This window comes from Georgenia sp. AZ-5, from assembly GCF_043952095.1.
GTDB lineage: Bacteria > Actinomycetota > Actinomycetes > Actinomycetales > Actinomycetaceae > Georgenia.
In genome coordinates this window covers 128,340-154,231 of sequence record NZ_JBINOU010000001.1, presented here as the reverse complement: position 1 = coordinate 154,231, position 25,892 = coordinate 128,340, and the positions used below count along the sequence as shown (strand labels likewise).

At 72.4% G+C, this 25,892-nt stretch carries 26 protein-coding genes; 12 read left to right on the top strand and 14 right to left on the bottom strand.

Features of this window, described 5'->3' with window-relative positions; all coding sequences use genetic code 11:
- The first annotated feature begins 197 nt into the window (after positions 1 to 197).
- Positions 198 to 1,502: an aminotransferase class I/II-fold pyridoxal phosphate-dependent enzyme gene (locus tag ACF0H8_RS00790; protein WP_395287092.1), complete on the top strand. Its 1,305-nt coding sequence runs from the start codon at positions 198 to 200 to the stop codon at positions 1,500 to 1,502.
- Entirely contained in the window at positions 1,421 to 1,657 is a 237-nt protein-coding gene (locus ACF0H8_RS00785) for a hypothetical protein (RefSeq protein WP_395287091.1), read from the top strand. The genes ACF0H8_RS00790 and ACF0H8_RS00785 overlap by 82 nt, the downstream gene beginning before the upstream one ends.
- A gap of 69 nt (positions 1,658 to 1,726) precedes the next feature.
- Here the strand turns inward: ACF0H8_RS00785 and ACF0H8_RS00780 are convergent, their stop codons facing one another.
- The gene (locus ACF0H8_RS00780; protein WP_395287090.1) at positions 1,727 to 2,647 is read right to left on the bottom strand and encodes an SDR family oxidoreductase; all 921 of its coding nucleotides are present in this window, start codon (positions 2,645 to 2,647) and stop codon (positions 1,727 to 1,729) included.
- Positions 2,648 to 2,907: 260 nt separating this feature from the next.
- Between ACF0H8_RS00780 and ACF0H8_RS00775 the strand changes: the two genes are divergently transcribed.
- A complete protein-coding gene (locus ACF0H8_RS00775) occupies positions 2,908 to 4,056 on the top strand; it encodes a glutamate--cysteine ligase (RefSeq protein ID WP_395287089.1) in 1,149 nt (382 codons plus the stop codon).
- 112 nt (positions 4,057 to 4,168) lie between these two features.
- On the opposite strand, the gene ACF0H8_RS00770 is transcribed toward ACF0H8_RS00775, so the two are convergent.
- Positions 4,169 to 4,513 (bottom strand): STAS domain-containing protein, encoded by a 345-nt coding sequence (locus ACF0H8_RS00770; protein WP_395287088.1) that lies wholly within the window; start codon positions 4,511 to 4,513, stop codon positions 4,169 to 4,171.
- A gap of 441 nt (positions 4,514 to 4,954) precedes the next feature.
- On the opposite strand from ACF0H8_RS00770, the gene ACF0H8_RS00765 reads away from it, so the two are divergent.
- On the top strand, positions 4,955 to 6,571 hold the full coding sequence (locus tag ACF0H8_RS00765; protein ID WP_395287087.1) for a S49 family peptidase: 1,617 nt from the start codon (positions 4,955 to 4,957) through the stop codon (positions 6,569 to 6,571).
- Positions 6,572 to 6,683: 112 nt separating this feature from the next.
- Here ACF0H8_RS00765 and ACF0H8_RS00760 read toward each other — a convergent pair whose 3' ends face one another.
- From ACF0H8_RS00760 to ACF0H8_RS00720, 9 genes are all read right to left on the bottom strand, one after another.
- Complete coding sequence (locus ACF0H8_RS00760; RefSeq protein WP_395287086.1) at positions 6,684 to 7,127, bottom strand: DUF1801 domain-containing protein; 444 nt, start codon at positions 7,125 to 7,127, stop codon at positions 6,684 to 6,686.
- A 166-nt stretch (positions 7,128 to 7,293) separates the two neighbouring features.
- Positions 7,294 to 8,424 (bottom strand): App1 family protein, encoded by a 1,131-nt coding sequence (locus ACF0H8_RS00755; protein WP_395287085.1) that lies wholly within the window; start codon positions 8,422 to 8,424, stop codon positions 7,294 to 7,296.
- A 158-nt stretch (positions 8,425 to 8,582) separates the two neighbouring features.
- The gene (locus ACF0H8_RS00750; protein WP_395287084.1) at positions 8,583 to 8,819 is read right to left on the bottom strand and encodes a DUF6458 family protein; all 237 of its coding nucleotides are present in this window, start codon (positions 8,817 to 8,819) and stop codon (positions 8,583 to 8,585) included.
- Positions 8,820 to 9,108: 289 nt separating this feature from the next.
- On the bottom strand, positions 9,109 to 10,140 hold the full coding sequence (locus ACF0H8_RS00745; RefSeq protein ID WP_395287083.1) for an ABC transporter substrate-binding protein: 1,032 nt from the start codon (positions 10,138 to 10,140) through the stop codon (positions 9,109 to 9,111).
- Positions 10,137 to 11,012, bottom strand: coding sequence for an ABC transporter permease (locus ACF0H8_RS00740; protein WP_395287082.1), 876 nt, complete (start codon positions 11,010 to 11,012; stop codon positions 10,137 to 10,139). Before ACF0H8_RS00740 ends, ACF0H8_RS00745 begins: the two co-directional genes overlap by 4 nt.
- On the bottom strand, positions 11,009 to 11,815 hold the full coding sequence (locus ACF0H8_RS00735; protein ID WP_395287081.1) for an ABC transporter ATP-binding protein: 807 nt from the start codon (positions 11,813 to 11,815) through the stop codon (positions 11,009 to 11,011). The genes ACF0H8_RS00740 and ACF0H8_RS00735 overlap by 4 nt, the downstream gene beginning before the upstream one ends.
- 77 nt (positions 11,816 to 11,892) lie before the next feature.
- A protein-coding gene (locus ACF0H8_RS00730) for an IS5 family transposase (RefSeq protein WP_395287080.1) occupies positions 11,893 to 12,790 on the bottom strand; the annotation gives its coding sequence in 2 pieces (ribosomal slippage) (positions 11,893 to 12,429 and positions 12,431 to 12,790; 897 coding nt in all).
- 12 nt (positions 12,791 to 12,802) lie between these two features.
- Positions 12,803 to 13,645, bottom strand: a complete 843-nt coding sequence (locus ACF0H8_RS00725; protein ID WP_395287079.1) for an NAD-dependent epimerase/dehydratase family protein — start codon at positions 13,643 to 13,645, stop codon at positions 12,803 to 12,805.
- Positions 13,645 to 14,895 carry an FAD-dependent oxidoreductase gene (locus ACF0H8_RS00720; RefSeq protein WP_395287078.1) on the bottom strand — a complete coding sequence of 417 codons (1,251 nt, stop codon included), beginning with the start codon at positions 14,893 to 14,895 and terminating at the stop codon, positions 13,645 to 13,647. The genes ACF0H8_RS00725 and ACF0H8_RS00720 overlap by 1 nt, the downstream gene beginning before the upstream one ends.
- A gap of 121 nt (positions 14,896 to 15,016) precedes the next feature.
- On the opposite strand from ACF0H8_RS00720, the gene ACF0H8_RS00715 reads away from it, so the two are divergent.
- The 5 genes from ACF0H8_RS00715 to ACF0H8_RS00695 all read left to right on the top strand — a co-directional run bounded on the left by ACF0H8_RS00715 (position 15,017) and on the right by ACF0H8_RS00695 (position 19,488).
- A complete protein-coding gene (locus ACF0H8_RS00715; protein ID WP_395287077.1) occupies positions 15,017 to 15,913 on the top strand; it encodes a LysR family transcriptional regulator in 897 nt (298 codons plus the stop codon).
- A gap of 209 nt (positions 15,914 to 16,122) precedes the next feature.
- Positions 16,123 to 17,607: a sugar porter family MFS transporter gene (locus ACF0H8_RS00710; RefSeq protein ID WP_395287076.1), complete on the top strand. Its 1,485-nt coding sequence runs from the start codon at positions 16,123 to 16,125 to the stop codon at positions 17,605 to 17,607.
- A gap of 74 nt (positions 17,608 to 17,681) precedes the next feature.
- Complete coding sequence (locus ACF0H8_RS00705; RefSeq protein WP_395287075.1) at positions 17,682 to 18,503, top strand: matrixin family metalloprotease; 822 nt, start codon at positions 17,682 to 17,684, stop codon at positions 18,501 to 18,503.
- Positions 18,504 to 18,811: 308 nt separating this feature from the next.
- Entirely contained in the window at positions 18,812 to 19,063 is a 252-nt protein-coding gene (locus tag ACF0H8_RS00700) for an acyl carrier protein (protein ID WP_395287074.1), read from the top strand.
- Positions 19,064 to 19,206: 143 nt separating this feature from the next.
- Positions 19,207 to 19,488 carry a hypothetical protein gene (locus ACF0H8_RS00695; protein ID WP_395287073.1) on the top strand — a complete coding sequence of 94 codons (282 nt, stop codon included), beginning with the start codon at positions 19,207 to 19,209 and terminating at the stop codon, positions 19,486 to 19,488.
- Between the two features lie 48 nt (positions 19,489 to 19,536).
- Here the strand turns inward: ACF0H8_RS00695 and ACF0H8_RS00690 are convergent, their stop codons facing one another.
- The 3 genes from ACF0H8_RS00690 to ACF0H8_RS00680 all read right to left on the bottom strand — a co-directional run bounded on the left by ACF0H8_RS00690 (position 19,537) and on the right by ACF0H8_RS00680 (position 22,443).
- Positions 19,537 to 20,766: an AGE family epimerase/isomerase gene (locus ACF0H8_RS00690; protein WP_395287072.1), complete on the bottom strand. Its 1,230-nt coding sequence runs from the start codon at positions 20,764 to 20,766 to the stop codon at positions 19,537 to 19,539.
- A gap of 8 nt (positions 20,767 to 20,774) precedes the next feature.
- Positions 20,775 to 21,269: a general stress protein gene (locus ACF0H8_RS00685; protein WP_395287071.1), complete on the bottom strand. Its 495-nt coding sequence runs from the start codon at positions 21,267 to 21,269 to the stop codon at positions 20,775 to 20,777.
- Positions 21,270 to 21,465: 196 nt separating this feature from the next.
- Positions 21,466 to 22,443, bottom strand: a complete 978-nt coding sequence (locus ACF0H8_RS00680; protein WP_395287070.1) for a Gfo/Idh/MocA family protein — start codon at positions 22,441 to 22,443, stop codon at positions 21,466 to 21,468.
- A gap of 127 nt (positions 22,444 to 22,570) precedes the next feature.
- On the opposite strand from ACF0H8_RS00680, the gene ACF0H8_RS00675 reads away from it, so the two are divergent.
- Genes ACF0H8_RS00675 through ACF0H8_RS00665 form a run of 3 tightly spaced genes read left to right on the top strand, consistent with a single transcriptional unit; the run spans position 22,571 to position 25,888 of the window.
- Positions 22,571 to 23,968 carry an ABC transporter substrate-binding protein gene (locus ACF0H8_RS00675; RefSeq protein WP_395287069.1) on the top strand — a complete coding sequence of 466 codons (1,398 nt, stop codon included), beginning with the start codon at positions 22,571 to 22,573 and terminating at the stop codon, positions 23,966 to 23,968.
- Between the two features lie 25 nt (positions 23,969 to 23,993).
- Complete coding sequence (locus ACF0H8_RS00670) at positions 23,994 to 24,941, top strand: carbohydrate ABC transporter permease (RefSeq protein ID WP_395287068.1); 948 nt, start codon at positions 23,994 to 23,996, stop codon at positions 24,939 to 24,941.
- Positions 24,938 to 25,888 (top strand): carbohydrate ABC transporter permease, encoded by a 951-nt coding sequence (locus ACF0H8_RS00665; RefSeq protein WP_395287067.1) that lies wholly within the window; start codon positions 24,938 to 24,940, stop codon positions 25,886 to 25,888. The genes ACF0H8_RS00670 and ACF0H8_RS00665 overlap by 4 nt, the downstream gene beginning before the upstream one ends.
- Positions 25,889 to 25,892 lie beyond the last annotated feature (4 nt).

Here is a 25,892-nt window from a genome sequence, read left to right as displayed (position 1 = left end):
CGCGTGGGGTGCAGTTGCGCCGTCGACGCTAAGCACCGTCCGTAAAGCCTCCGAGGAGCGCGGTTGGCGGGCGGGGAAACACTCGGTGAATGGCGGCGCCGCGCCCCCGATTGCAGACGTCACGGGCCCGGCCGAGGATCGGCCGGGAGGCGGCCGGTACACGGGCCGGGCGCCGCCGAGCCAAGGAGGAGCCCTTGATGGATCACTCGCGTGTCCCGGTGCTCGAGTCGCTGGAGGAGTTCCGGCGCCGTGGGGACGTCGTCTACGGACCGCCGGGGCACCGGCAGGGGAAGGGCGTGGACCCGCGGGTGCTGGAGGCGGTCGGCGAGGGCATGTTCGCCTCCGACGTGCTCTCGCTCAACGGGCTGGACGACCGGCGCCAGTCCCAGGGCGTGCTGGAGCAGGCCCAGGAGCTGATGGCGGACGCGGTGCACGCCGACCACGCGTTCTTCTCCACGTGCGGCAGCTCGCTCTCGGTGAAGACGGCGATGATCTCCGTGGCGGGCCCGGGCGAGAAGCTGCTCGTCTCGCGCAACGCCCACAAGTCGGTGGTCTCCGGGCTAATCATCAGCGGCATCCAGCCGGTGTGGGTGCACCCGCACTTCGACGAGCACCTGCGCCTGGCGCACCCGCCGGAGCCGGAGGACGTGCGCCGCGCCCTCTCGTACCACCCCGACGCCAAGGGCATGCTGCTGATCACCCCGACCGACTGGGGCACCTGCGCCGACATCGCCGGCGTGGCGGAGGTGTGCCACGACGCCGGCATCCCGCTGATCGTCGACGAGGCCTGGGGCGCCCACCTGCCGTTCCACCAGGACCTGCCCACCTGGGGCATGGACGCCGGCGCCGACCTGGTGGTGACCAGCGTGCACAAGATGGGCAGCGCCCTCGAGCAGAGCTCGGTCTTCCACCTCAAGGGCGACCGCATCGATCCCAGCGTGCTCAAGGCCCGCGAGGACCTGCTCGGCACCACCAGCTCCTCGAGCCTGGTGTACCTGACGCTGGACGGCTGGCGCCGGCAGATGGTCGAGCACGGCCACGAGCTGCTCAGCGCCGCCATCGCCCGCGCCGGCCGGATCCGGGAGGCGATCGCGGGCATCGACGGACTGAACCTCATGGGCCGCGAGGTCGTGCGTCCCCAGGGCGCCTTCGACCTCGACCCGCTGGCGCTGACCGTCGACGTGCGCGAGCTGGGCATCACCGGTTTCCAGGCGGCCGAGTGGCTGCGCGCCGCCTGCCACGTCGACGTCGGCTCGGCGGACACGTGCCGGATCAGCGCCCGGATCACCCACGCCGACGACGACCGCGACGAGCGGGTCCTCGTCGACGCCCTCGCCCGGCTCGCCGGGGAGGCGGCGACCATGGAGCGCCGCCGCACGTGGCGCTGCCGCCGGGGCCCACCCTCGAGGTGGAGAACGTCATGCTGCCGCGGGACGCGTTTCTCGGCCGGGTCGAGCAGGTGCCGGTCGGCGACGCGGCCGGCCGCGTCGTGGCCGAGATGATCACGCCTTACCCGCCCGGGGTGCCGGTGCTGGCGCCGGGCGAGCGGATCAACGCCGAGATCCTCGAGTACCTCACCACCGGTCTGGCCGCGGGGATGCTCATCCCCGACGCGGCCGACCCGGAGCTGAGGTCCCTGCGCGTGGTGGCCGAGTAGCGCGGGCGAGAAACGACCGGCCGCCCACGAGCACGCGGGCGGCCGGTCGGGCGGTGGGCGGGGATGTCGTCAGGGCGTGGGCTGACCACCGTTGACGTTGAGCGTCTCGCCCAGGACGAAGCTCGACTCCGGCGAGGCGAGGAACACGTAGGCCGGCGCCAGCTCGGTGGGCTGGCCGGCGCGGCCCAGCGGGGTGCTCTGCCCGAACTCCGGCAGGGCGTCGGTCGGCTGCCCGCCCGAGGGCTGCAGCGGGGTCCAGATCGGGCCGGGCGCGACGGCGTTGACCCGGATGCCCTTGGGAGCCAGCTGCTGGGCCAGTCCCTTCGTGAAGTTGTTGATGGCGGCCTTGGTCGACGCGTAGTCGAGCAGGATCGGGGCGGGCTGGTAGGCCTGGATCGAGGTGGTGTTGATGATCGCGGCCCCCGGCGGCAGGTGCTCCACCGCCGCCCGGGTGAGCCGGAACATCGCCAGGATGTTAGTCCGGAAGGTCTCCTCCAGCTGCTCGTCCGGGAGGTCGTCCAGGCTCTCGCGGTAGATCTGCTTGCCGGCGTTGTTCACCAGGATGTCCAGGCCACCGAGCTCGCCGACCGTGCGCTCGACCACCTCGGCGCAGAAGGCGGCGTCGGTCAGGTCGCCGGGCAGCGTCACGGCCCGCACGCCGCTCTCGGTGATGATGCGGGCGACGTTCTGCGCGTCCTCCTCCTCCTCGGGCAGGTAGGTGATGGCGACGTCGGCACCCTCGCGGGCGAACGCGATGGCCACGGCGGCGCCGATGCCGGAGTCCCCGCCGGTGACAAGCGCCTTGCGGCCCACGAGCCGCCCGGTGCCGCGGTACGAGAACTCGCCGAGGTCCGCCTTGGGGGCGAGCTCGGCGTCCAGCCCGGGCTCGGGCTGCTCCTGCTCGGGCGGGCTGATGGACGGGTAGCGCGTGACCGGGTTGACCAGCGTGAGCTGGTCCGTGCGGGTGGTGTGGGTGTCCTCTGTGGTCACTGGGCGGCCTCCTCATCGGATCGTCGTGCTGACTCTGTCCACCTTGCGCCGGAGCCCGCCGGGCCGCATCCGGTGGCGCCGGTGCCCGTCCGGCCGCATCCGCAGCCACCGGGCGCCCGCTCGCGGGGGGCGTGGCGAGCCCGCCCTGGCCGCCGGTTCCGTCCGCGCCGGGCCCGCCTCGGAACCGCCCGTCGCTGCGGCTGCTGCGGAGGCAGGAGGGCCGAAATGCGGCGGACCCGGGCCACCCACACACTGTGCCCGTGAGGACGATCGGGGTGGAGGAGGAGCTCCTGCTGGTCGACGCCGAGACCGGCGCGCCCAAGCCGGTGGCCGGCGAGGTGCTGCGCCGCGCGGCGCAGGCCGGCCTCGCCGGTGCCCCGGAGGACAGGGACGCCCGGCCCGGCGGGCCTCCCGATGACGACGCCGGCCCGGGCGGCCGTCTGGAGGGCGAGCTCCAGCAGGAGCAGATCGAGTTCAGCACCCCGCCGGCGGCCGACCTCGGGGACGTGGCGCGACAGCTGCGGGCGTGGCGGCGCCGCGCCGTCGATGCCGCCGTCGCGGCCGGAGCGAAGGTCGTGGCGACGGCGACCTCCCCGGTGCCGGCCCAGCCGAACCTCGCGCCCTCGCCCCGGTACGAGGAGATGGCGGCCCGGTTCGGCCGGACGGCGACCGACCAGCTGGTGTGCGGCTGCCACGTCCACGTCTCGGTCGGCTCCGCCGAGGAAGCCGTGGGCGTGCTGGACCGCATCCGCGTCTGGCTGCCCACCCTCCTGGCGCTGAGAGCGAACTCGCCGTTCTGGCGCGGCGAGGACTCCGGCTACGCCAGCTACCGCTCCCAGGCGTGGAGCGCCTGGCCCTCGGCCGGGCCCACCGACGTGTTCGGCTCGGTGGATGCGTACCAGCGGCACGTGCGGGACATGCTCGCGACCGGCGTCGTGCTGGACGAGAAGATGGTCTATTTCGACGCCCGGCTCTCGGCGCGCTACCCCACGGTGGAGATCCGCGCCGCCGACGTCTGCCTGGCTGCCGAGGATGCCGTGCTGGTCGCCGCACTGAGCCGGGGGCTCGTGGACACCGCCGCCGCGGCCTGGGCCGCCGGGATTGAGGCTCCGCCGGTCCCCGCCGGCCTGCTGCGGCTGGCCCGCTGGCAGGCGGGCCGCGACGGCGCGGAGGGTGCGCTGGTGAACCCGCACGACGGCGCGCCACGGCCGGCGGCCGAGGTGGTCGGCGCGCTGGTGGCGCACGTGCGCCCGGCGCTCGAGGAGAACGGGGACCTGGCGCTGGTGGAGGACGGCGTCGCCCGGGTCCTCGCCGCAGGCACCGGCGCCCGCCGGCAGCGCGACGTGCTCGCCCGCACGGGAGACCTCGCCGCGGTAGCCGCCGAAGCCGCCCGCGTGACGGCAGGCTGAGGTTCGGGCGCCCGGCGGGCGGCCATGCTCCGACGACGGCCCCGGGCCGGCCCGCCCGCCGGTGTGGGTCCCGTGGCCGCGGAGCCGGGGTTCCGTTCGAGGGTGCGGCGGGTCAGGCGGCCGGCGGTGCGCCGGTCGCCGTTGTTCCGTCCCCGGGGAAGCCCGGGTCCTGCTCGACGACGTCGACGATGTCGCCCAGCTCGGTGACGTCCAGCAGGAACCGCACCAGCTCCGGCGGCTCGATCACCTGCAGGCGGTACGGCAGGCGGTACGCCAGCCGGGCCAGCATCGCGACGACGGAGGAGTCCATGAACGTCACGGCGCGGGAGTCGACGTCCACGGGGACCGCGCGCAGCATGGCGTCCTCGACAACCTGGTTGAGCTCGGCGTTCATGCTCACGTCCACCTCGCCGGAGAGCAGAAGGCGTGTGCGGAGAGGGGCGTGCAGCACGGCCACCGACCCAGGGTCCCCATGACGCTGCGCATTCCTCAGGGGTGTCCCCATGTCGCTCACGATGCCTGCCGCTCCTTCGAACCTCGCTCTGGTTTTCAATCCACGGTCGCATGAAAGACCGGCGTCCGCAGCGCGTCCTCTCTGCGCGCCGGCGGGGCGTGAATCTCACCCGGCGCGCGGACGCCCTCCCGCCTACGCTGCGCGTACCGGCGGAAGGGACTCGGATGAACGCCCACGGCTCGCGGCCTCGCGCCCTTCTCGTGCCGCCGCCCGCGGCGCGGCGGCGGGGATGATGGGCGCCGGCCGCCATGACCGGGGGCGACGCTGCAGTCGCGCCGCGGCACGCGCAGCCTCTGACCGCTCCGACGGCGCCCGCGCTGCCCCCGCAGCCTCTGACCGCCCGACGGCGCCCGCGCTGCCCGCGTGTCGGGCTAGCGTGGGTGAATGGCGCCCGTCCCGGAGCTGATCCGCCTCGCCCTCGGCCGCGACAGCCACGACGGCGGCGGTCCCGACTGGGTCGTCGTCGACCTGCACGGCAGCTACCCCACGCACCGCTCGGCAGCCGCGCTGCAGACGATGCTGCAGCGCACCGAGACCTTCGAGAGCCTCGCGGCCCGGCTGGAGAGGCTCCGGGAGGCCGGCTGGGTCAGCGGCGTCCTCGTCCGCGTCACCGGCCTGACGGCGGGCCTGGCCACCGCCCGCGCCATCGGCGGGTTGCTGGGCCGGCTGGCCGAGCGCAGGCGCGTGGTCGCCTACCTCCCGGAGGTGACCATGCGCAGCCTCCTGGTCACCACCGCCCTCACCGAGGTGGTCGCCCCCGAGTCGGCCGAGGTCTCCGTGCCCGGCTTCGCCGCCGAGCAGGTTTTCTACGGCAGCTTCCTCAGCCGGCACGGCGTCACGTTCGAGAACCTGCGCATCCGGGAGTACAAGTCCGCGCTGACGCCGTTCTCGCAGGACCGGATGGACGAGTACAACCGCGAGCAGCTCACCGCGTACCTGGCCGCCGCGGAGCACAGCTGGCTCGGCGAGATGGCGGCGGCCCGCGGCGTCGACGCCGAGACGGCGCGCGGCTGGCTCGACGCCGACTTCACCAGCGCGGAGCAGCTGCGCGAGGCCGGGCTCATCTCCCGGGTCGCGTACGACGACGAGCTGGTCACGCCGGTCGGCCCGCACTGGGGCCGGACGCTGGAGCTGGCGCGGCCACAGCTCTCGGCGCGCAAGCTCGCGCGGGCCGCGGCCGGCGTCGCCGTCGTCCCGGTGGTGGGCATGATCGTGACCGGACGCAGCCGCCCCGGCCCGCCGGTGCCGCTCCTCCGCGGCCCGCTGGCCGGCTCCGAGACCGTCGTCGCCGCCCTGCACCGCGCGCAGCGCGACGACCGCACCAAGGCGATCGTGCTGTTCGTGGACTCCGGCGGCGGCTCGGCGCTCGCGTCGGACCTGATCGGCCGTGCCGTGGCCCGCTGCGACAAGCCGGTGGTGGCGGTCATGGGCGAGGTGGCCGCCTCGGGCGGCTACTACGTCCTCGCGCCGGCGGACCGGGTTCTGGCGAGCCCGTTCACCATCACCGGCAGCATCGGGGTGGTCATCGGCAAGCCGGTGCTGACGCAGTTCAACGAGCGCCACGGGCTCAACCCCGAGTCGGTCGGCCGCGACCGCGCCCTGTTCGCCAGCACCGCCCGCGCCTTCACGGAGGCGGAGCGGGAGTGGGCCGAGAAGGTGCTGCACGAGACCTACGGCCGCTTCGTCGACCGCGTCGCCACCGGCCGCCGGCTCCCCCGCGAGCGGGTGGAGGAGCTCGCCCGCGGCCGGATCTGGAGCGGCCGGGACGCCCGGGAGCTGGGGCTGGTGGACGAGCTGGGCGGCCTGGAGGACGGCATCGCCACCGCCCGCCGCCTCGCCGGGCTGGGCGAGGACGCGCCCGTGCGCACCGTCGGCGCCGGGCTCGCCCTTCCCGGGGCGCCCACCTTCGGCAAGGATGCGGCGTCGGCCCTCGCCGGGGTGTGGCCCTTCGGCCAGGAGCGGGTGCTGGCATGGATGGACCGCTCGATCACCGTCCGCTGACGGTCGCGGCACCTCATGACGGCACTGCCGAGCGGGCCATCTTGGTCGTCGGGGGCACTCGCGGGCCGCTCACCGCCAGGTGCGGCATGCGCCCTGGCCGGCCGGCGCGGCGTCAGCGGTTCCGGATCCGCTCGTAGGTGTCGAGGAAGCGCTCCACCGGCATCGCCGCCACGGTGCGGCCGAGCAGCTCGTGGTCGACGTCGTCGGGCTTGCGCAGCCGCAGGCACGACTTGCCCATGTCGATCCGCCCGGTGCTCGCCCGCCACGCCGCCTGGAAGGACTCGGCCTCCTCGGGCACGGAGTAGACGCCCATGAGGTACACCGAGACGTAGTTCTTCTGCCCGGCCACGCTGACGTAGCCCAGCGGCTGGCCGTTGTAGGTGTCCGGGAAGCGCTCGAGCGGTACCACCCAGGCGGGCATGCCGAAGTGCATGCCCAGCTCGTAGCCGTCCGGCACGTTGGCGGCCACGGTGTCGAAGACCTCCCGCAGCAGCTGCCGGCGAGACTCGGGGGCGGCATCGAGGTAGGCGGTGACGTCGTCCGGGATCTGGGTCATGGGGCCATCCTGCCGCGCTGCACCCACGCCGGCGGCGTCGCCAACCCTGCCGCGACCTCACGCGCAACCGCCGCCCGAGCGTTGTGGGCCCGGATCGGGCTGGGGCGCGACGGCGTCGTCCATACCCGGGGAGGAGCCGGTCACGACCGCTCCGCGGCGGGACGGTTCAGGACTGCCCCTCCGCGGCGACGCGTGCCGCCTCGTCCGCGGCGAGGCGCTCCTTTCGCCGGGCGACGAGGACGTCCGGCAGCACCTCCGCCAAGGCGTAGCCGTCCCGGCCCTTGACCGTGGGCACGCCGTGCTCGGCGTTGGCGTTGCGCAGCGGGTTCGGCTCCTCGATGGCCTCGGGCGTGCCGTGCGAGAGCACCTGCTCGGCGGGGGACAGCTCGCGGATCGCGATGGCCGCCACGTGGCGCGGGTGCTCGCGGGCGACGTCGTCGTAGATCATCGGGTCGTGCTGGCCGTCGTCGCCGACGAGCAGCCAGCGGATGTTCGGGAACGTGATCATGAGGTTCCGCAGCTGGGTGCGCTTGTGCTCGATGCCGGAGCGGAACAGCCCGGTGTTCGTCGGCCCCCAGTCCGTCATGAGCATCGGCCCGTCGGGGTAGCCGTGCTGGCGCATGAAGTCCTTCAGCGTCGGCACCACGTTCCACGCCCCGGTGGACAGGTAGAAGACGGGCGCCGCGGGCTGCTCCTCGAGCACCCCGCGGTACAGCTCCGCCATCCCGGGCACCGGCTTGCGGGAGCTGGTGTGGCGCACGAACGTGTTCCAGGCCGCGAGCAGGGCACGCGGCAGCATCGTCACCATGATCGTGTCGTCGATGTCGGAGACGATGCCGGCGCGTACCTCAGGGTCCACCACCAGGACCCTCGCGGTGGCCGGCTCGGCGGCCTTGGCCTCGATCGTCACCTCGTGCCAGCCGGGTGGCAGCCCGTGGTCACGGACCATGACGTCGATGTACCCGCCGCGGTCCGTCGTCGTGCGGACCTCTTGGTCGCCGGCCCGCACCACGACCGGCAGGAAGCCGACCTGCGCGGTGAAGAACGCGCGCCAGCCGCGCTGCGCCTCGGCGGCGACGGCGCCCACGTTGATCGGCCCGACCGGGGTGATCTCGTCGTCGTCCTGAGGCACGCTGGGGTCGGCCATGACCACCCGGCCGAGCACGTGCAGGCTCTGCACCGAGCCGTACCCAGTCAGGCCGATCGTGCGCGGGCGCCAGCCCTTCTTCTTCAGGGCCCGGACGCTGCGCCGGTTGATCGCGTCGTCGAGCGCGATGCCGAATCTGCTCAGTGCCACGGGCCACACCCTAGACGCGGCCGCACGAGGCGGCCCGGCGGGGACGGCGACGGCGGCGGACGCCCCGCGCGGCCCGTCCGCAGGTGTTACGCGCGGCGGGTCTGCGGACGCCGCCGAGGGGGCCCGCCGCGCTCGCGCCGTCGCGCCGGCGCGCCACCTCAGACCGTGTCGCCGGGGCCGTGGACGTGGCGGTCGTCGCGGCGCTCGACGTACTCGGTGTGGCGCGTGTTCGTGCGCTGGCGGTTCATGACCAGCGCCAGCACGAGCGCGATCACGCCGGCGGCCATGCAGATGTAGCCGACCATCGTCAGGTCGACGCCGGAGATGATGTCCGAGACCGCGAAGGCCAGGATGGCGCCGACGACGATGAGGAAGATGCCTCCTCCGATGCCCATGCTCCGCTCCCTTCGTCAAGACCCGCGGGGGCGGGTCGGTGCCCCGAGTGTGGTGGCGCCGGAGGTCGTCCGCATCCCGGAGCGGCATCACATCCCGGCGAGCGCGAGGCCGGCGAGGGCGGGACCGGGCGTCGGCGTTGACCAACAACGCGGCCGGCGCTCCACCTCGTGAGGTGGAGCGCCGGCCTCATGCTCATGCAGGAGCGATGGTCGGAGCGAGCGCTCGAGGCGACCTCGCGTGCCAGCCGGCATCGCCCACACCGGCCGGCCGAGCATGACCTCGGGTCTGCTACTCCGCGTTCTCCGCGAACGAACTGTCGATGTAGGCATCCTGAGGGAGCGGATCGGAGTACTCGATGGCACCTGCCTGCATCCACACGCGCTCCATCGCAGCCAGCTGGTCAGGCAGCGGCGCCAGGTCGGGCAGCCAGGTGTACAGCGGGACCGAGGCGACCTCCTCAGCCGTCTGGCCGGTGGCCGCGCCGATGATCTCGAGGTTCTCCTCGGAGTACCGGTCCTCGCCCTGGAGGTCCTTGGCGGCGCGGGCCAGCGCGTTGAAGAACGGCTGGGCGAGGTCCGACTCGGCGAACTGGCCGCCGTAGATCACGCCCGTGCCGGAGGTGCCCTTCGGTGGCACGCCGAAGGAGACGCCCGTGCCGTCCTCGATCGCGAGGGTCGAGAACGGTGCGCTTATCAGCCCGGCGTCGATGCTTCCGTTGGCGAGCGCGGTCGGCATGTCGGGGTTGGCGAGGTTGACGATCGTGACGTCATTGATCGTCAGGCCTTCTTCCTCCAACGCCAGGGCGAGGAGATAGGCGCCGGTGGCTCCCGGCCCACCGGCGGCGCCGACATTGCGGCCCTCCAGATCGGCGACGGAAGTTATCTCGCCCGAGTCGACGAGGGAGCTGGAGACGACCAGGTCGGTCGGAGAGGACTCGGTGTTGCCGTCAGAGACACCCATGGAGGCGACAACCTTGACGTCCAGGCCGGTCTCGATGGCACTGAACATGCCTGCGGAGAACCCCGCCGCGACGACGTCGAGCTGGCCGGCCGACGCGAGGGGCACCGCGTCCTGACCGGACTTGACCGTCTCGAGCTCGATGGCAATGCCTTCGTCGGCGAAGTAGCCCCTGGCGTCAGCGACGTACAGCGGCGCGAAGATCGGTAGCTGGACGTGGCCAACCCTGACGGTCGCCAGCTCCTCGCCAGCGCCGTCCTCGCCACCGCCCGTGGATCTGGACTCGCCCGCGGTCCCGCTGGAGCACGCGGCGAGGAGGGCGGCCAGCGCCGCCACGCTCGCCAGGATTCTCGTTCTTCTCATGGCTTCTTTGCCTTTCTACGGGGTCCGGTGGCGTGCTTCCAGGGCAGGAGCATGCGCTCGAGGAGGATTACTAGACCTGTTACGACTGCGCCGATCAGCGAGACGGCGATGAGGCCGACGAACATCTTCTCCGGCTGGAAAAGCTGCCAGGAGTTCCAGATGAGATAGCCGAGCCCGTCGTTGGAGGCGACGAACTCGACCGCGGTGATGACGATGACAGCCATCCCCGCCGAGACGCGCAGCCCGGTCATGATGTGGGGCAATGCCCCAGGCAGCAGCACGTGCCGGAAGAGCTTCCACCCGGTCGCCCGGTAGGCGCGCGCCGCCTCCAGGATGCGCGAGTCGATCTGGACGATGCCGGCCAGAGTGTTGATCTGTACGACGAAGAACACCGAGATCGCCACGGAAAGGATCTTCGGGGTCTCGGTCAGGCCGAAGATCAGCAGGAGAAGCGGCAGGATCGCGATCTTAGGGAGGGCGTACAACGCCGTGAAGGTGGGGCCGAGCGCCGCGCGGACGGGGCGCCATACCCCCATGAGCAACCCGAAGACGATGCCGAAGGCCGCGCCCCACAACAGGCCGGCGAGGAGCCGCCCCACCGTGGCGACGGTGTGGGCCCACAGCTCCCCGGTGAGCACCATCTCCCAACCGCGGACAAGGATCTGCGACGGCGGGGTGAAAAGTCGTGGATCCAGCACCCCGCCCCGGGAGGCCAGCTCCCACATCAGAAGGAGAACGATCGGCGTGAGGACTGCCAGAGTGACGTCTCGCGCCCTGAGTCGCCGCTCACGGCGGTAGTCCCGCTCGATGGCCGCGCCAAGCTCGGCGTCGTCGCCCGTTCGGCGGTGCGTCTGGGCCTCCACGGTGCTCATGCGAAGCTCACCGACTTCTGGACCTCGTCCCGCAGGGACTCCCAGATCGCCTGCCGCGCCGCGGCGAAGTCACGCGTGCCCTCGATGGCGACGTCGCGCGGTCGGGCGAAGGGCACGTCGATGATCTCCTTCACCCGCCCCGGACGGGCGGACATCACGATGATCTGGTCGCCGAGCAGCAGCGCTTCCTCGATGGCGTGGGTGACCAGTACGACCGTCTTGCGCTCGGCCTCCCACAGTCGAACGAGGAGTTCCTGCATAAGGATGCGGGTCTGCGCGTCGAGCGCACCCAGGGGCTCGTCCATGAGAAGTGACGGTGAGCCGGTGGCGAAGGCCCGCGCGATGGCAATGCGCTGGCGCATGCCCCCCGAGAGCTGGTGGGGATAGGCATGCTCGAAACCGCTGAGTCCGACATGGGCGATCCAGTGTCGAGCGTGATCTTCACGTTCCTTCTTGCCCACATTTGCCATGCGCTCGCCGAAGGCGACGTTCTGCAGGACGTCGAACCAGGGGAAGACACCGTGCTCCTGGAACACGAATGCCGACTTGGGCACCCGTGTGGATCCGAGGCTGTCGACGACCTTTCCCGTCGTCGCGGTCTCCAGGCCGCCGAGGATTCGCAGGAGCGTGGATTTCCCGCACCCGGAGGGGCCCACGATGCAGGTGAAGGACCCCTTGCGGAATCCGAGGTTGATGTCGCTGAGGGCCTGGACGTTACCGTGCTGGCCGACGAAGACTTTGGAGACTCCCTCGGTCTCGAAAGCAAAGGTGTCGACGTCCGCCGACACCGCCGTCTCGGTCATGAACTCTCTCCTCGTGGTGGGGGGCTCAACTGTCTGCGCCGCGGTCGTCGTTGTTCCGGGGCTCGTACCTTGGTGGGCTAGGGCGTGTCTCTTAATGTCTTGAGCCAGATGGTGATGGCCCGGAGGACGACGCCGCCGCGGTAGGTCAGGGCGAGCTTGTCGTAGCGGGTGGCCAGGGCGCGCCATTGCTTGAAGACGTTGAAGGAGCGTTCAACGACGTTGCGCCGCTTGTAAGCCTCGGTGTCGTAGGTGACCGGGCGTCCACCCTTGGATCCTCGGCGTTTGCGGTTGGCGACTTGGTCGGAGCGTTCGGGGATGACGGCCTGGATGCCGCGCCGGCGCAGCAGCGCCCGGATGGCCTTCGAGGAGTAGGCCTTGTCAGCCAGCGCCCGCACCGGCGTGGTGCGGGCGCGTCCGGGACCCAGCCTGGGAACTTCCAAGGCGCCGAGGACGTGCTCGAACATCGGTGAGTCCCCGCCCTGGCCGGGGCCGAGCAGCATCACGAGCGGGCGCATGTTCCCGTCGCACAGGTGGTGAATCTTCGTGCTCAGCCCGCCGCGGGAACGGCCGATGGCGTGATCAGGCGGCTCCTCGCGCAGTTTCGTGTAATTCGACAGGTCCCCCTGTGTCCCGGGGCAGGTTCGTGGCGTGCTGGTGGGCACGGTTGATCGTGGAGTCCACCGAGACCTCCCAGTCGATCAGCCCGGCGGCGTCGGCGTGGGCGAGCAGCGTGGTGAGGACCTTGTCCCAGGTGCCATCGCCGCTGAACCGGCGGTGTCGCTTCCACACCGTCTGCCACGGCCCGAAACGCTCGGGCAGGTCCCGCCACGGGATGCCGGCCCGGTAGCGGTAGATGATTCCCTCCACCACCATGCGGTGCTCCCGGAACGGCCGCCCCCGCCGCCCGCCCGAGGACGGCATCAACGGCTCGATCAACTCCCACTGGGCATCCGTGAGCTGGGCAGTACGCGACACCCTCGCAGCGTTTCAGACAGACAGCGCAGCCTTTAGGAGACACGCCCTAGGAGAGCAGAACGCCCCGCCGATGTATCGGGCATTCCAGTCCGTGATATCCGGTAATTGCGGAGGCTGGTCGCTCACCAGTTCGCCGGCCCACCGCTCGGCGTTGTCCGCCGGTTCGAACCCGATGGCTGAGCCGCCCTCCGGGGAGAGGTAGCTACGGGTGTTAGCGGAGACGCCCCAGACCAGTCGGAACCCCTTCACCGATGGTGAGAGCGCGGCATGGAGCAGGCGGACCGCATCGGCGGGGGACAGCCATGTACTGAGCATGCGTTCGTCCCGAGGCCTGTCGAACCGAGAGGCGATACGCAGGCAGACGACATCCATGCCGTGGCGGTCGTGGTACATGCTCCCCAGCGCCTCGACGGCAGCCTTGCTCACCCCGTAGAAGGTGTTGGGCCGGACAGGCACGTCGTCGGGCACCTTCTCGCCCGGGGGCGGGACCGGGACAAAGCCGGCCGCGTGGATCGAGCTGGCGAGCACGACCTTGCCGATGCCGAGGGAACGGCTGGTCTCGAGCACGGCCTGGGTGGCGCCGACGTTCGCCGACAACACGGCGTCCCAGTCCGCCTCGAGTGGGATACCGGCCAGGTGCACAACGGCGTCGCACCCGTTCAGAGCCTGGGACAGGGCGTCACGATCCTCCAGGGGGAAGGTGTACCAGGTACCGCCCCTGGGCCGGTCCGGCCGCCGCCGGTCGAGGCAGACCAGGTGGTAGCCAAGGTCGAGGAGACCCGGGATGACGTCACCAGCAAGTGAACCCGCAGCCCCCGTCAGAGCCACACGCATGACATCGGCAGCCTGAGGCATCAGATCAGCGCTCCCTGGGCCACCAGGGCCTCGCGGACGGGGGCGTAGTCGTGCCGGCCCGTGCGCGCGTGGAGGAGGGCGGCGATCCCTGCGGCGTGCCCCGTGGCGAACGCGGTGCCCATCACCCGGAGCGAGGCGTAGGCGCGGTTGTCCGAGCTGACGAGCCGCCCGGCCGCCCAGAGGTTGTCGATCGTCGCCGACACGAGGGCTCCGTGCGGGATGTGGTACCAACCCTTGTCCTTGATGCCGCCGTAGACCGTCACCCCTGGAGTGGCGTGATCCTCCATGGGCCACCCACAGCGGGCCACGCCATCGTCTGGGCGGCGCCGGCCGGTGGAGACATCCTCCGCCGTCACGGTGTCTCTGCCGACCAGACGGCGCGACTCCCGGATGCCGATCTGCGGGCCAGTGGCGGCCAAGAACGAGTGCTCCCATCCGGGCAGCCCGCGCTGGAAGGCGCGCAGGTAGTGCCACGCCTGGCGACGTGCACCGGTCTCGGCGGCCGTGAGCTCCGCGACATCCAGGACATCGCGATACTCGTCGGCAAGCAGCAGCATGACCTCGCGGGACAGCGGCATCCGTACGGCTGTGCCACCGTCGCGCCCAAGCTCCACGCCGGTGGCGGCCTGATAGTCCTGGACCGCTCTGGAGAGGGCGTCGGCAGAGATGTCGGCCGACTCGTCGACACCGCCGACGCGCATGACGAGCGTGGACGCCTGGCGCTCGGAAACTGGGGAGACGTGGACGGCGGCGTCGGCGGCGGCCAGCAGCGCGCCGTCGCCGCTGCAGTCGACGAAGGACCGAGCGGTCAGTACTTCCCGGCCCCCGCGGTGGTCGACCGTGACGGCGACGAGCCGCCCGTCCTCGACGGTGGCGCCGCTTAGCCGGGAATGGAGGAGCAGGGTCACGCCGGCCTCGGCGACCAGGTCGTCATAGACGCTCTTGGTGGTCTCCAGGTCCAGCAGGACGACAGTGTTGCCGGTCGAGGCGAACGTCTCAGTTTGGTAGAGGTCGCGGCTTGCGAGGCGGTCCAGGACCTGCTGACCCACGCCGCGCACCACCTGGGTACGCGTCTGGTCGAAGAAGCCGCAGTGCGTGAGCACCGAGCTCGCTGTCGCCGCTCCTCCGAGGAAGCCGTGCTGCTCGACCAGGCACACCCTCGCCCCGGCTTGTGCGGCGGCGACGGCCGCAGCGATTCCCGCTGCGCCGCCTCCGGCAACCAGGAGATCGAAGTCGGCGGTGAGGGCCATAGGACGTCCTCGTTCCATGGTGCGAATTGGTCGTTATGCCTAACTTGCCGGGGCGCCTTAATAACCGCAAATGCCTGTTCTGCAGCCCATCCATGCTTTGCAGGCATAGGGTGCCCGGGACATGGAACTACGACACCTTTCGTACTTCGCCAAGGTGGCGGACGCCGGCTCGGTGAGCCGGGCGGCTGAGATGCTGCACATGACTCAGCCCTCGCTCAGTCGGCAGATCGCGGTGCTCGAACGCGAGATCGGGCAGCGGCTGTTCGAGCGGACGCCAGGCGGCATGGTGCTCACGCCGGCTGGGCGGGGACTGTACGAGCACACCCAGGTGGTCTTCGCGCAGGTCGAACGCATACCGGAGGTCGTTCGTACCTTCCAGGCGCATCGCGAGATCGTGCGGGTGGGCCTTCCGCCCGGCGTTCCGCACGAGTGGTTCCTGGCCGTGCTGGACCACGCGCGGGCGGAGCTGCCCCAGGTTGCGGTCTCCTTGCTGGAGGCCAGCAGCAACGAGCAGCAGGCGATGGTACGAAATGGCCTCGTGGACCTTGCCCTGCTGCACTCCCGGCCGACGGGCCTGAAGAACGCGGGCGTGCTGCGCCAACAGCTCGGCGCGGCGGTTCCGCCGGACTCCCCGCTCCGGAACCACGCCGCAGTGCGGTTCACCGATCTTCATGACAGGCAGGTGATGGCCCACGCCGCAGACGAGGTCACACGCGAGGAGGATCGGCTCCGAGCTGCGTCAGCGGCTGCTGGCGTCAGGGCCCGATGGGTGTTTCGGCGGTTCTCGGAGCACGCTGCTCTGATCGCGGAGAGCACAAAGGTCGACGCCGTCCTTGTCACCAGAGCCTCTGCCGGACGAAACCTTCCCGGCTGGACGTGGGTTCCGTTCGTCGAGAAGGACGCTGCCGGTGAAAGCCTGGCGGTCCTGACATGGGCTGCATGGCGGAACTCAGCACCGTCCGCCACCGAGCGACTGGTCGAGATCATGTCACAGGAAGGAAAGCGTGCCGACTGGTGACGGCACCGAGTGGGCGCCGCCCACACGTTTCCCGGGCGACAGGGCAGGGGCTCCACCATGCCGTCCGGCGGCCCGGCTGAGTCCTGCTGAGACGGCGCTCACCCGCACCGCGGCGGGCTGGGCGGGGACGCCCGCCAGGCCCGCCGTCGCCGCAGGATAAAGTCGACAGACGTCCCCATATCAGGGGGTCCTCGGCGAAAGGCGGCGAAGTGGGAACGGCAGCGGGCGCGCGTGCCCAGCACGGCACGGTCACCCGGCAGGAGCTCGCGGCGCTGCCCGAGGCCACGTCCCCGGTCACGCCGCTGCGGACCCGGCTCGCGGCCTTCGTCATCACCCTGGGCGGCCTGCTCTTCGGCTACGACACCGGCGTCATCGCCGGCGCGCTGCCGTACATGTCCCGCGACGCGCAGGAGGGCGGCCTCGGGCTGACGCCCGCCACCGAGGGGCTCGTCACATCCTCCCTGCTGGTCGGTGCGGCCTTCGGGGCCCTCGGCTCCGGCCGGTTCTCGGACCGGTACGGGCGACGGCGCACCCTCCTGGTCCTGGCCGTGGTCTTCCTGCTCGGCGCGGTGGGCACCGCCGTGGCGCCCAACGTCTCGGTGATGGTGCTGGCGCGGGTGGTCCTCGGCCTCGCGGTCGGCGGCGCCTCGGCGACCGTGCCGGTCTTCCTCGCCGAGCTGGCGCCCAGAGAGTCCCGCGGCAGCTACGTCGCCGTCGACCAGCTGATGATCGTCACCGGCCAGCTGCTCGCCTACACGGTCAACGCCGTCCTGGCCAACACCGTGGACTCGCCCGACACCTGGCGCTACATGCTCGTGGTCGCCTCGGTGCCCGCCGTCGCCCTGTGGCTGGGCATGCACCTGCCCGAGACCTCCCGGTGGTACGCGGCGAAGGCGCGCTACGGCGAGGCCCTCACCACCCTGCGGCGCACCCGCCCCGCGGGGCACGACGCGGTCGGCGAGCTGCTCGAGATGACCCGCGTGGTCGACGCCGAGGCCGCCACCCACCGGGTCGGCCGGCGCGACCTGCGCGTGCCGTGGGTGCGGCGGCTGCTCGTCGTCGGGATCGGCATCGCGGTGATCCAGCAGGTCAGCGGTGTCAACACGATCATGTACTACGCCCCCACCCTGCTGGAGCTCACCGGCCTGGCCACCGACGCGGCGCTCACCGCCACCATCGCCAATGGCGTCGTCTCCGTGGTCGCGGCGGTGATCGGCCTGCGGGTCGTCCGCCGCGTGCGCCGCCGCTCCATGCTGCTGGTGGGCCAGGCGGGGATCCTGCTCTCGCTGCTGGCGCTGAGCCTCGTGTTCGCCACCGGCGTCGAGCCGGCGCTGCGGGCCGGCGAGGTGCCGGCGGCCGCCGCCAGCTACACGGTGCTCGCGTTCATGCTCGTCTTCCTGCTCTTCCAGCAGGCTGCCCTGTCCCCGGTGACGTGGGTGATGCTCTCGGAGATCTTCCCGCTGCGGCTCCGGGGCCTCGGCATGGGCATCGCCGTCTTCCTGCACTGGTGCGTCAACGCCGCCATCTCCTTCGCGTTCCCGGTCCTCGTCGACTCCTTCGGGGGAGCTGCCGCCTTCCTCGTCTTCGCGGTGATCAACATCGGCGCGATCGTCTTCGCGTGGCGGCTCGTCCCGGAGACGTCGGGGCGCTCGCTGGAGCAGCTGGAGGAGGACTTCCGCCGCCGCTACGCCTGAGCGGCCGGGACGCCCGCGCGGCCGGGACGCTCGAGCGGCCATCTTTCGTGCGCCGCCCGTGGAAGGATCCCCGCATGGGCGCCGGGAAGCTGCGCGACGGCATCACGCTCGGTCCGGCGCGCCGTCGTCGCCGGATGCGCCGCCTGCTGCCCGGGCCGGACCTGCCCGGTGCGAGCACGCCGCGGTCCACCCACGGCGGCACCGGGCGAGCCCTGCTCGCGGTGGCCGTGCTCGTCGCTCTCGCCGCCGGGGGCTACGTCGTCACGACGGACCGGCCGCTCGGGGATCCCCCGGCGGTGGGCACCGGCGTGGGGACGTTCGCGTTCGTCCACCAGCCCGGCCGCCCCGGCGTGCCGGTCACCTACGACCCGTGCGAGCCCATCAGGTACGCGGTGAACGACGCGCTGGCGCCTGCCGGGGGCGGCCGCCTGGTCGAGGAGGCGGTCCGCGAGGTCTCCCTCGCCACGGGCCTCGTCTTCGAGGCGGCCGGGACGACGGAGGACGAGCCGGAGTGGGGCGGCGTCGTGAGCGGGGTGCCGCCGGTCGGCGGCTGGCCCCCTGTCGTCATCGCGTGGTCCACGCCGGAGGCGGAGCCCGAGCTGGCCGGCGACGTGGCCGGCGTCGGCGGCAGCGTCGTGCTGGAGGCGATGGGGCGGAGCCAGCTCGTCACCGGGGGCGTGACGCTCGACGCGCCGACGCTCGCCGACGCGCTCCGCCACCTCGACGGCGAGGCGCGGGTACGGGCGGTCATCATGCACGAGCTGGGGCACGTCGTCGGCCTCGGGCACGTGGACGACCCGGCCGAGCTCATGTACGAGGGCAACGTCGGCCAGACCGGGTGGGGGCCTGGCGACCGCGAGGGGCTCGCGGCCCTCGGCTCGGGCGAGTGCCTCTGAACCTTCGTACGTGCGCCGGCTCCGCCGATTGCCGCTTGCCGATTGCCGCTTGCCGCTCGCCGGCCTGGCCGTCCGGCCGGCCCGCGGCCCCGCCTGGGCGTGCTCGGCACCCGCCGCCCCGCCCGCGTGGCATCGATCGGAGCCCTGCGCGCGGGAAGCCCCAGCACCCCAGCTCCCGGGGCCGGTCGCCTCGCGGATCAAGGCTCCGGGTTGCGGCGCCCGGCGGGCTGCCTAACGTGGACGGCAGCCCCCGCCGGGGGCGCGAGGGCGCAGCTCGTCCTCGCGGACCACGAGAGAAGGGAAGCGCGATGGCAACCGGAGAGACCGGCTTCGACGACGTCACCTACGACCTCATCTCGGTGCAGTACCACTCGCTCAAGGCCGGGCACGACTACGGCCAGTACGTCCGTGACGCCAAGAACGCGGGCAAGGACGACATCGCGGCCTTCTTCGAGGAGGTCATGGCGCAGGACTCCGAGCGAGCCAAGAAGTGCCACGAGTTCCTCAAGTCGCTCGGCGGCATCGACGTGACCCAGCCCAAGGAGGGCGCCGAGGCGTAGGACGGCCCCCGGGCCGCCAGCGGCCCGCCGGCCGCGTATCGAGACGGCGAGCGCGCATGGTGTGACATGCGCGCTCGTCGTTTCGGTGCGCGGTCATGCGCAGCACGGCAGCCCCCGGCCGGGGTTGGCCATACGCTGCGGCCATGTCGCTCCCGCGCAGGCTCACCGCGATGGCCCTGTTCCTGATCGTCGGAGGGCTCGTGCTCGCGGTCCGCTTCCCCTCGTCCGGCTGGGCGGCTCACCAAGCGCCGGCCGAGGCGCCGTTCGTCTCGACCACCGCCGCCACGCTGGTCATGCTCCCGACCCAGAGCATGGTCGTGCTCGGGCCGGCGCAGCTGATGGGCTACGGCGTGACCTTGCTGGGTGTCGTGCTCCTGGCCGTGGCGGCCGGGTACGTCATCGGCCGGCGCGCGAACCCCTTCTGACCGCCGACGGTCAGGCGCGATAGCCGAGCGCTGGGCGGACGTCGAGCCTCAGGCGTCGAGGAGGCCGGCGGCCAGGGCGGGGGCGAGCGCCGGGGAGACCGGCAGGCGGGGGAGCAGGGTGGCCTGGACGGCGTGGTAGACGTCGGGCTTGCCGGTCCAGGTCTTGGCGCTGGGCCCGTTGGTCGGGCTCAGCTCGTGCCGCCAGGCGCCGGGCGCCTCGATCAGGTGCGCGGCGGCGTAGTCCCACCAGGTCGCGTACCAGCGCTCATACTCCGGCTCGCCCGTGACGGCGTGGAGGGCGGCCGCCGCCCCGATGGCCTCGGCGACCACCCAGTGCATGCGCTCGCGGATGACGGGGCGGCCGTCGAAGTCGACGGTGTAGACGAAGCCGTCCGCGCCGTCCACCGCCCAGCCCTCACGCGCGCCGGCGGCGAAGAGCTCCCGGGCGGCGTCGAGCATCCAGGCGCCGGGCTCCCGGTCCCGGCGCCGCAGCGCGTCGGCGGCCTGCAGCGTCAGGCGCGCCCACTCGAACCAGTGCCCGACGGTGGCGCCGAAGGGCCGGAACGGGTGGGCGGGGTCCTCCCGGTTGTAGTCCGGCAGCGGGGTCCAGCCCCGGGTGAAGTGCTCGGGGACGCGCCAGGAGGCCTCCCGCGCGAAGCCGTCGACGACGCGGCGCACGATCCGCAGCGCCCGGTCCAGCCAGCCGTCGTCGCCGGTGACGTCGGCGACGGCGAGGTAGGCCTCGACGGTGTGCATGTTGGCGTTCACGCCGCGGTAGTCCTCGGCGGCCGCGAAGCCCCGGTCGTACCCCTCGACGACCATGCCCTCGTCCTCGCGCCAGAAGTGACGCGTCGAGACGTCCTGGGCGTGCGTGAGGGTCTCGGCGCCGCGGGGCCGGCCGGCCGCCGTCGCGCTCGCGGCGGCCAGCAGCACGAAGGCGTGGGGGTAGGCCTCCTTGCGGGTCTCGGCAGGGCCGTCCGGCCCGACGGCGGCGAACCAGCCGTCGTGCTCGCGGTCGGCGAAGACCCCCTCGAGCGCGGCCAGGCCGTGGTCGACGAGCGGGGCGCACCCGGGGCGGCCCAGCAGCGTGCCCAGGGAGAACACGTGGATCATCCGGCAGGTGATCCACAGCTCGGCCGGGCGCCCGGGGAGGGGCCGGCCGGCGTCGTCCAGGTAGCCGAAGCCCAGGTCGGTGGCGGCGCCGCGGGCGAACGTGAGCAGGGCGTCGGTCTCACGCTCGAGCCACCGCGCGTGCGCGGCGCCGCCCAGCCAGCCCACGGCCGGGCTCAGAGGTTGGCCATCTGGCGGGCCTGGGCCAGGTGCTCCGCGGTCACCTGGACCTCGTAGCTGGAGGCCTCCAGCCCCTTGATGCTAGCGAAGTCGCGCTTGCCGCGGGTGGCCCAGTGCGAGAGGAAGCCGAACAGCGCGCCCCACAGGGCGGTGAAGACGACGGCGGCGAGCAGCATGGTGAGCCAGAACTGTCCGGGCACGAACAGGGAGAGCAGCAGGCCCAGCAGGAGGCCGAACCAGGCGCCGCTGCCGGCGCCCTCCAGGGCGGCGCGGCCCTTGGTCTTGCGGTGGGTGACCTGCTCCACCGAGTGCAGGCCGGTGCCGATGATCCGCACTTTGCCCACCGGGAAGCCGTTGTCGGAGAGGAAGTCGACGAGGTCCTGGGCGTCGGCGTAGTTCGGCAGCTCGACGAGGGGGCGGTAGTCCGCCTTGCTCATGGCCCCGAGCATGTTCTGACTGCCCATGGCCCCGGGCGTGTTGGGCATGGTCATCGTGCGCTCCTCACGTAGATGGTTCGTCTATCCCAACGATATGGCGGCCGGGGAGGTTCCGCAGAACGGGGCCTCAGGGCGGGGCGCCCGGGCGGCGCGCCGACGGATGTCCCGGGTCGGTGGTGACGGCTGGTCGGGGTCGGTGAGGTCCGGGGGCCGACGGCTGGTCGGGGGGGCGGCGGCTGGTCGGGGCCGTCTACGGCGTGGCGGGCACGTCCACCCAGCCGCCCTCGGTGGCCGAGACCCACGCCGCGTGCAGCACCGCCTGCAGCCGGACGGCGTGCCGGGCGTCGGCGGTGACGGGTGCGCCGTCGCGGACCGCGGCGGCGAACTCGCCCCGCAGCCGGGCCCACGGCTCGTCCCCCGCCATGCCCTCGGTGTCCCAGCGCAGGTGGCCCTGCCCGGAGAGGATCTCCGCGCGGGTGACCGGGTGCTCGACGGCGACCGCCCCGGAGAGCAGCGACTGGACCAGCCAGCCCCCGTCGTGACGGGTGGTCAGGGTGAGGTGGCGGGTGGCGTCGCCCTCGGCACGGACGGCCTCCACCGGCCCGGCCGCCTCCTGGACGACGTCGAGCAGGTGGGGCCCGATGTCGAGGAGCATGCCGGTGGGCTCGCCGCGCCAGGTCGTCGCGGCGGTGCCGGCGAGGAACCCGCCCGGCAGGTACCCGCCGTGCAGGTATGCCGCCTGCCCGCCGGCGAGCGGCCCCTCCTCGCGCAGCCGGGCGGCGGCGGCCAGGAAGTCGCGGGTGCGCGGGTGGTAGCGGCGGGTGAGCGCCACGATGGTCGCCACGCCGTGCTCGCCGGCGGCGTCGGCCACCGCGCGAGCCTGGTCGAGGGTCTTGGCGAGCGGCTTCTCCAGCAGCAGCGCCTTCCCGGCGCGGGCGGCCACCGGGGCCATCTCGGCCTGGACGCCCGGCGGGACGGCGAAGTCCACGGCCTCGCAGGCCTCGAGCAGCTCATCGAACCGCTGGTACACCGGCACGCCGAGCTCGTTCGCCAGCTCCTCCGCGGCGTCGGCGCGTCGGGCCCACACCCCGGTCAGCCGGGTCGGGCCCGGCGCGGAGTGCATCGGGCCGTGGGTCAGCCGGGCCCACCGGCCCGCCCCGACCAGCCCGACCGTGACCGGGGTGCCGCGTCCGCCGTCGTCCACCACGAAGTCCCTCCAGACCGCCACGCCCGTTCTGGCCTGCCCTGACACGCAAATCGCTACGGTTGTCGTGAGATACGCCACACCGTAGCCTGACGCCCAGGCGACCGGCGACGGGGCCGGGTACCCGCGGCGCGACCGAGACGAGGTCCTCATGAAGCGGCGAGCACTCCTGGCGGGCGGCGCGGCCGCGGCGATGGTCCTGGCGGCCTGCGGCGACGGCGGAGGCGACGGCGGCGGAGGCGACGGCGGGGAGGGCGGCACCCTCACCATGTGGACCGTCGAGGACCTCAGCGAACGCGTCGAGGCGCAGCAGGCGATCCTGGACCGGTTCGCCGAGGAGACCGGCACCCGGGTCGAGCTGGTCCCGGTCGCGGAGGACCAGCTGACGCCGGTGCTGACCTCGGCGGCGGCCGCGGGCGACCTGCCCGACGTCATCGCCGCCGTGTCCCTCGGCGCGGTGAACCAGCTCAACGCCGACGGGCTGCTCGACACCGCGCTCGCCGCCGAGATCGTCGACGCGCTCGGGGAGGACACGTTCTCCGAGTCCGCGCTCGAGCTCACCCGCAGCGAGGACACCCAGCTCGCGGTACCCAGCGACAGCTGGTCCCAGCTGCTCTTCTACCGCACCGACCTGTTCGAGCAGGCGGGGCTCGAGCCGCCGGAGTCGTACGAGGCGATCGAGGCCGCCGCCCAGGCCCTCAACACCGGCGGCGTCGCGGGCATCGTGGCGGCGACCGCGCCGGCGGAGACCTTCACGCACCAGACCTTCGAGCAGGTCGCCCTGGCCAACGACTGCCAGCTCGTCGACGACGGCGGCGACGTCGCGCTGGAGAGCGAGCAGTGCACCGAGGCGGTCACCTTCTACACCGACCTGATGCGGAACTACTCCGTGGCCGGCAACCAGGACGCCGACACCACCCGCGCCGCCTACTTCGCGGGCACGGCCGGCATGGTGATCTGGTCCTCGTTCCTGCTGGACGAGCTGGCCGGCCTGCGCAACGATGCCCTGCCGACCTGCCCGGAGTGCGCCGACAACCCCCGATTCCTCTCCGAGAACACCGGCGTCGTCAGCGCCATCGAGGGGCCCAGCGGTTCGCAGCCGGCCACCTTCGGCGAGGTGGTCTCCTTCGCCCCGCTCGCCGACGCCGCCCCGGAGACCGCCGACCTGGTGCAGTGGCTGATGGAGGACGGGTACGAGGACTGGCTGGCCATCGCCCCGGAGGGCAAGGTCCCCGTGCGCACCGGCACCGCTGACGAGCCGGACCGGTTCACTACGGCCTGGCGGGGCATGCAGGCCGGCGTGGACACCAAGGCGCCGCTGTCGGACATCTACGACCCCGCCGTCCTGGAGGCCGTCGCCGCCAGCGCCGAGAACCTCACCCGGTGGGGCATCCCACAGGGCCAGGGGCAGCTCGCCGGCACCGTGCAGTCCCAGTTCGTCATCCCGGCGGGCCTCGCCGAGGTCATCAACGCCGGCACCGACCCGGCCGACGCCGTCGCGAGCATGGCCGAGCAGGTCACCCAGATCCAGCAGCAGACCGGCTCCTGAGGCGGGCCGCGGGACGGAGGGGGCGATGGCACGGCAGGCACGGGGCGGCCTCGAGAAGCGCGACGCGCGCACGGGGGTGCTGCTCCTGACGCCCACGCTGATCATCGTGCTCGCCGTCGTCATCGTGCCGCTGCTGTGGTCCTTCCTCATCGCCTTCCAGGAGCTGCGGCTGCTGCAGATCGGCACCGCGAGCATCTTCCAGCCGCTGACCCTGGACAACTTCCGGCTCGTGCTGTCCTCCGGGGTGATGTGGAGCAGCCTGCTGCTCACCATCTTCTACACGGCCGGCTCGACGATCCTCACCATCGCCCTGGGCCTGCTCGCGGCCCTGGTGGTGCGCAGCCCGTTCCGCGGGCGCACGTTCGTCCGCGCGGCGATGCTGCTGCCCTACGTCGCGCCGGTCGTGGCCGTGACCTTCGTGTGGCGCACGATGCTCAACCCCAACTTCGGCATCGTCAACGGGTTCGGCCAGAACGTGCTCGGCTGGGACGAGCCCATCGCGTTCCTCAGCCAGGCGCAGGGCCAGCTCGACATCTTCGGGCTGAGCATCACGGTCCCGACGGCGCTGCTGACCGTGATCCTGTTCGAGGGCTGGCGGAACTTCCCGTTCGCCTTCCTCTTCATCCTCGCCCGGCTGCAGTCCCTCTCCCGGGAGATCGACGAGGCCGCCGTCGTCGACGGCGCGACGCCGCTGCAGGCGTTCCGGTGGGTGACGCTGCCCCAGCTGATGCCGGTGATCGGGGTGCTGGCGGTGCTGCGGGCGATCTGGACGTTCAACGAGTTCGACGACGTCTTCCTGCTCACCGGCGGCGCCGCGGGGACGCGCGTGGTCAGCGTCAGCGTGTTCCAGTACCTCACCGTCCAGCGCAACGTCGGCGCGGGCGCGGCGCAGTCGGTGGTCCTGGCGGTGGTGCTCGTCATCGGCCTGTCCCTGTACATGTGGCTGCTGCGGCGGCGGGGGGAGCGGCTGTGAGCGAGGTGTCGAGGGTACCGGTGGCCGCGGGGGTACCCGAGCGGCTCACGACCCGCCCCGGCCCGCACCCGGCCGGGGGCTGGACGCGCGACCGGGTCGAGCGGCGGGTGCTCACGATCCTGCGCTGGGCCGCCATCGCCGGGTTCCTGCTGGCCACCCTGGTGCCCTTCTACTACATGTTCTACCTGTCCGTCACGCCCATCGAGACGCTGCTGCTCAACCCCACCTCCCTGGTCGCCGGGCTGCGGGATTTCACGCTCGACACCTACCGGGAGGTACTGCTGCCGGTTGCCAGCGGCGGGCAGGGCTTCACCCGCTTCCTGCTCAACAGCGCATTCGTGGCGCTCTCGGCGGTGGCGCTCTCGCTGCTGGTGGCGATCCCGGGCAGCTACGCGATCGGCCGGCTGCCGTTCTTCGGCCGGCGCCAGGTCAGCGCCCTGTTCCTGGCCGTGTACCTCTTCCCGGCGATCGTGCTGGCCATCCCGCTGTTCGTGCTCTTCACCCGGCTGGGCCTGCGCGGGTCGCTGGTGGGCCTGGTGCTGGTGTACATCGCGCAGACCGTGCCGGTGGCCATCTACACGCTGCGCAACTATTTCGAGTCGCTGCCGCAGAGCGTGGAGGAGGCGGCGATGGTGGACGGCCTGACCCGGGTAGGGGTGATCCGGCGGATCAGCCTGCCGCTGGCCCTGCCCGCCATCATGTCCACCGGCATCTTCGTGTTCATGATCGCGTGGAACGAGTTCCTCTTCGCCCTGCTCTTCCTGGTCGAGCAGCGCGACAGGTGGACCGTCTCCCTCGGCCTCGCGCAGCTCTCCGGCAGCGTCGAGGTCCCCACCACCGTACTGATGGCGGGCTCGGTCGTCATCACCGTGCCCGTCATCGTGCTGTTCTTCGTCACGGAGCGGCTGCTGACCGAAGGTCTGACCAGCGGCGCGGAGAAGGGCTGAGGGG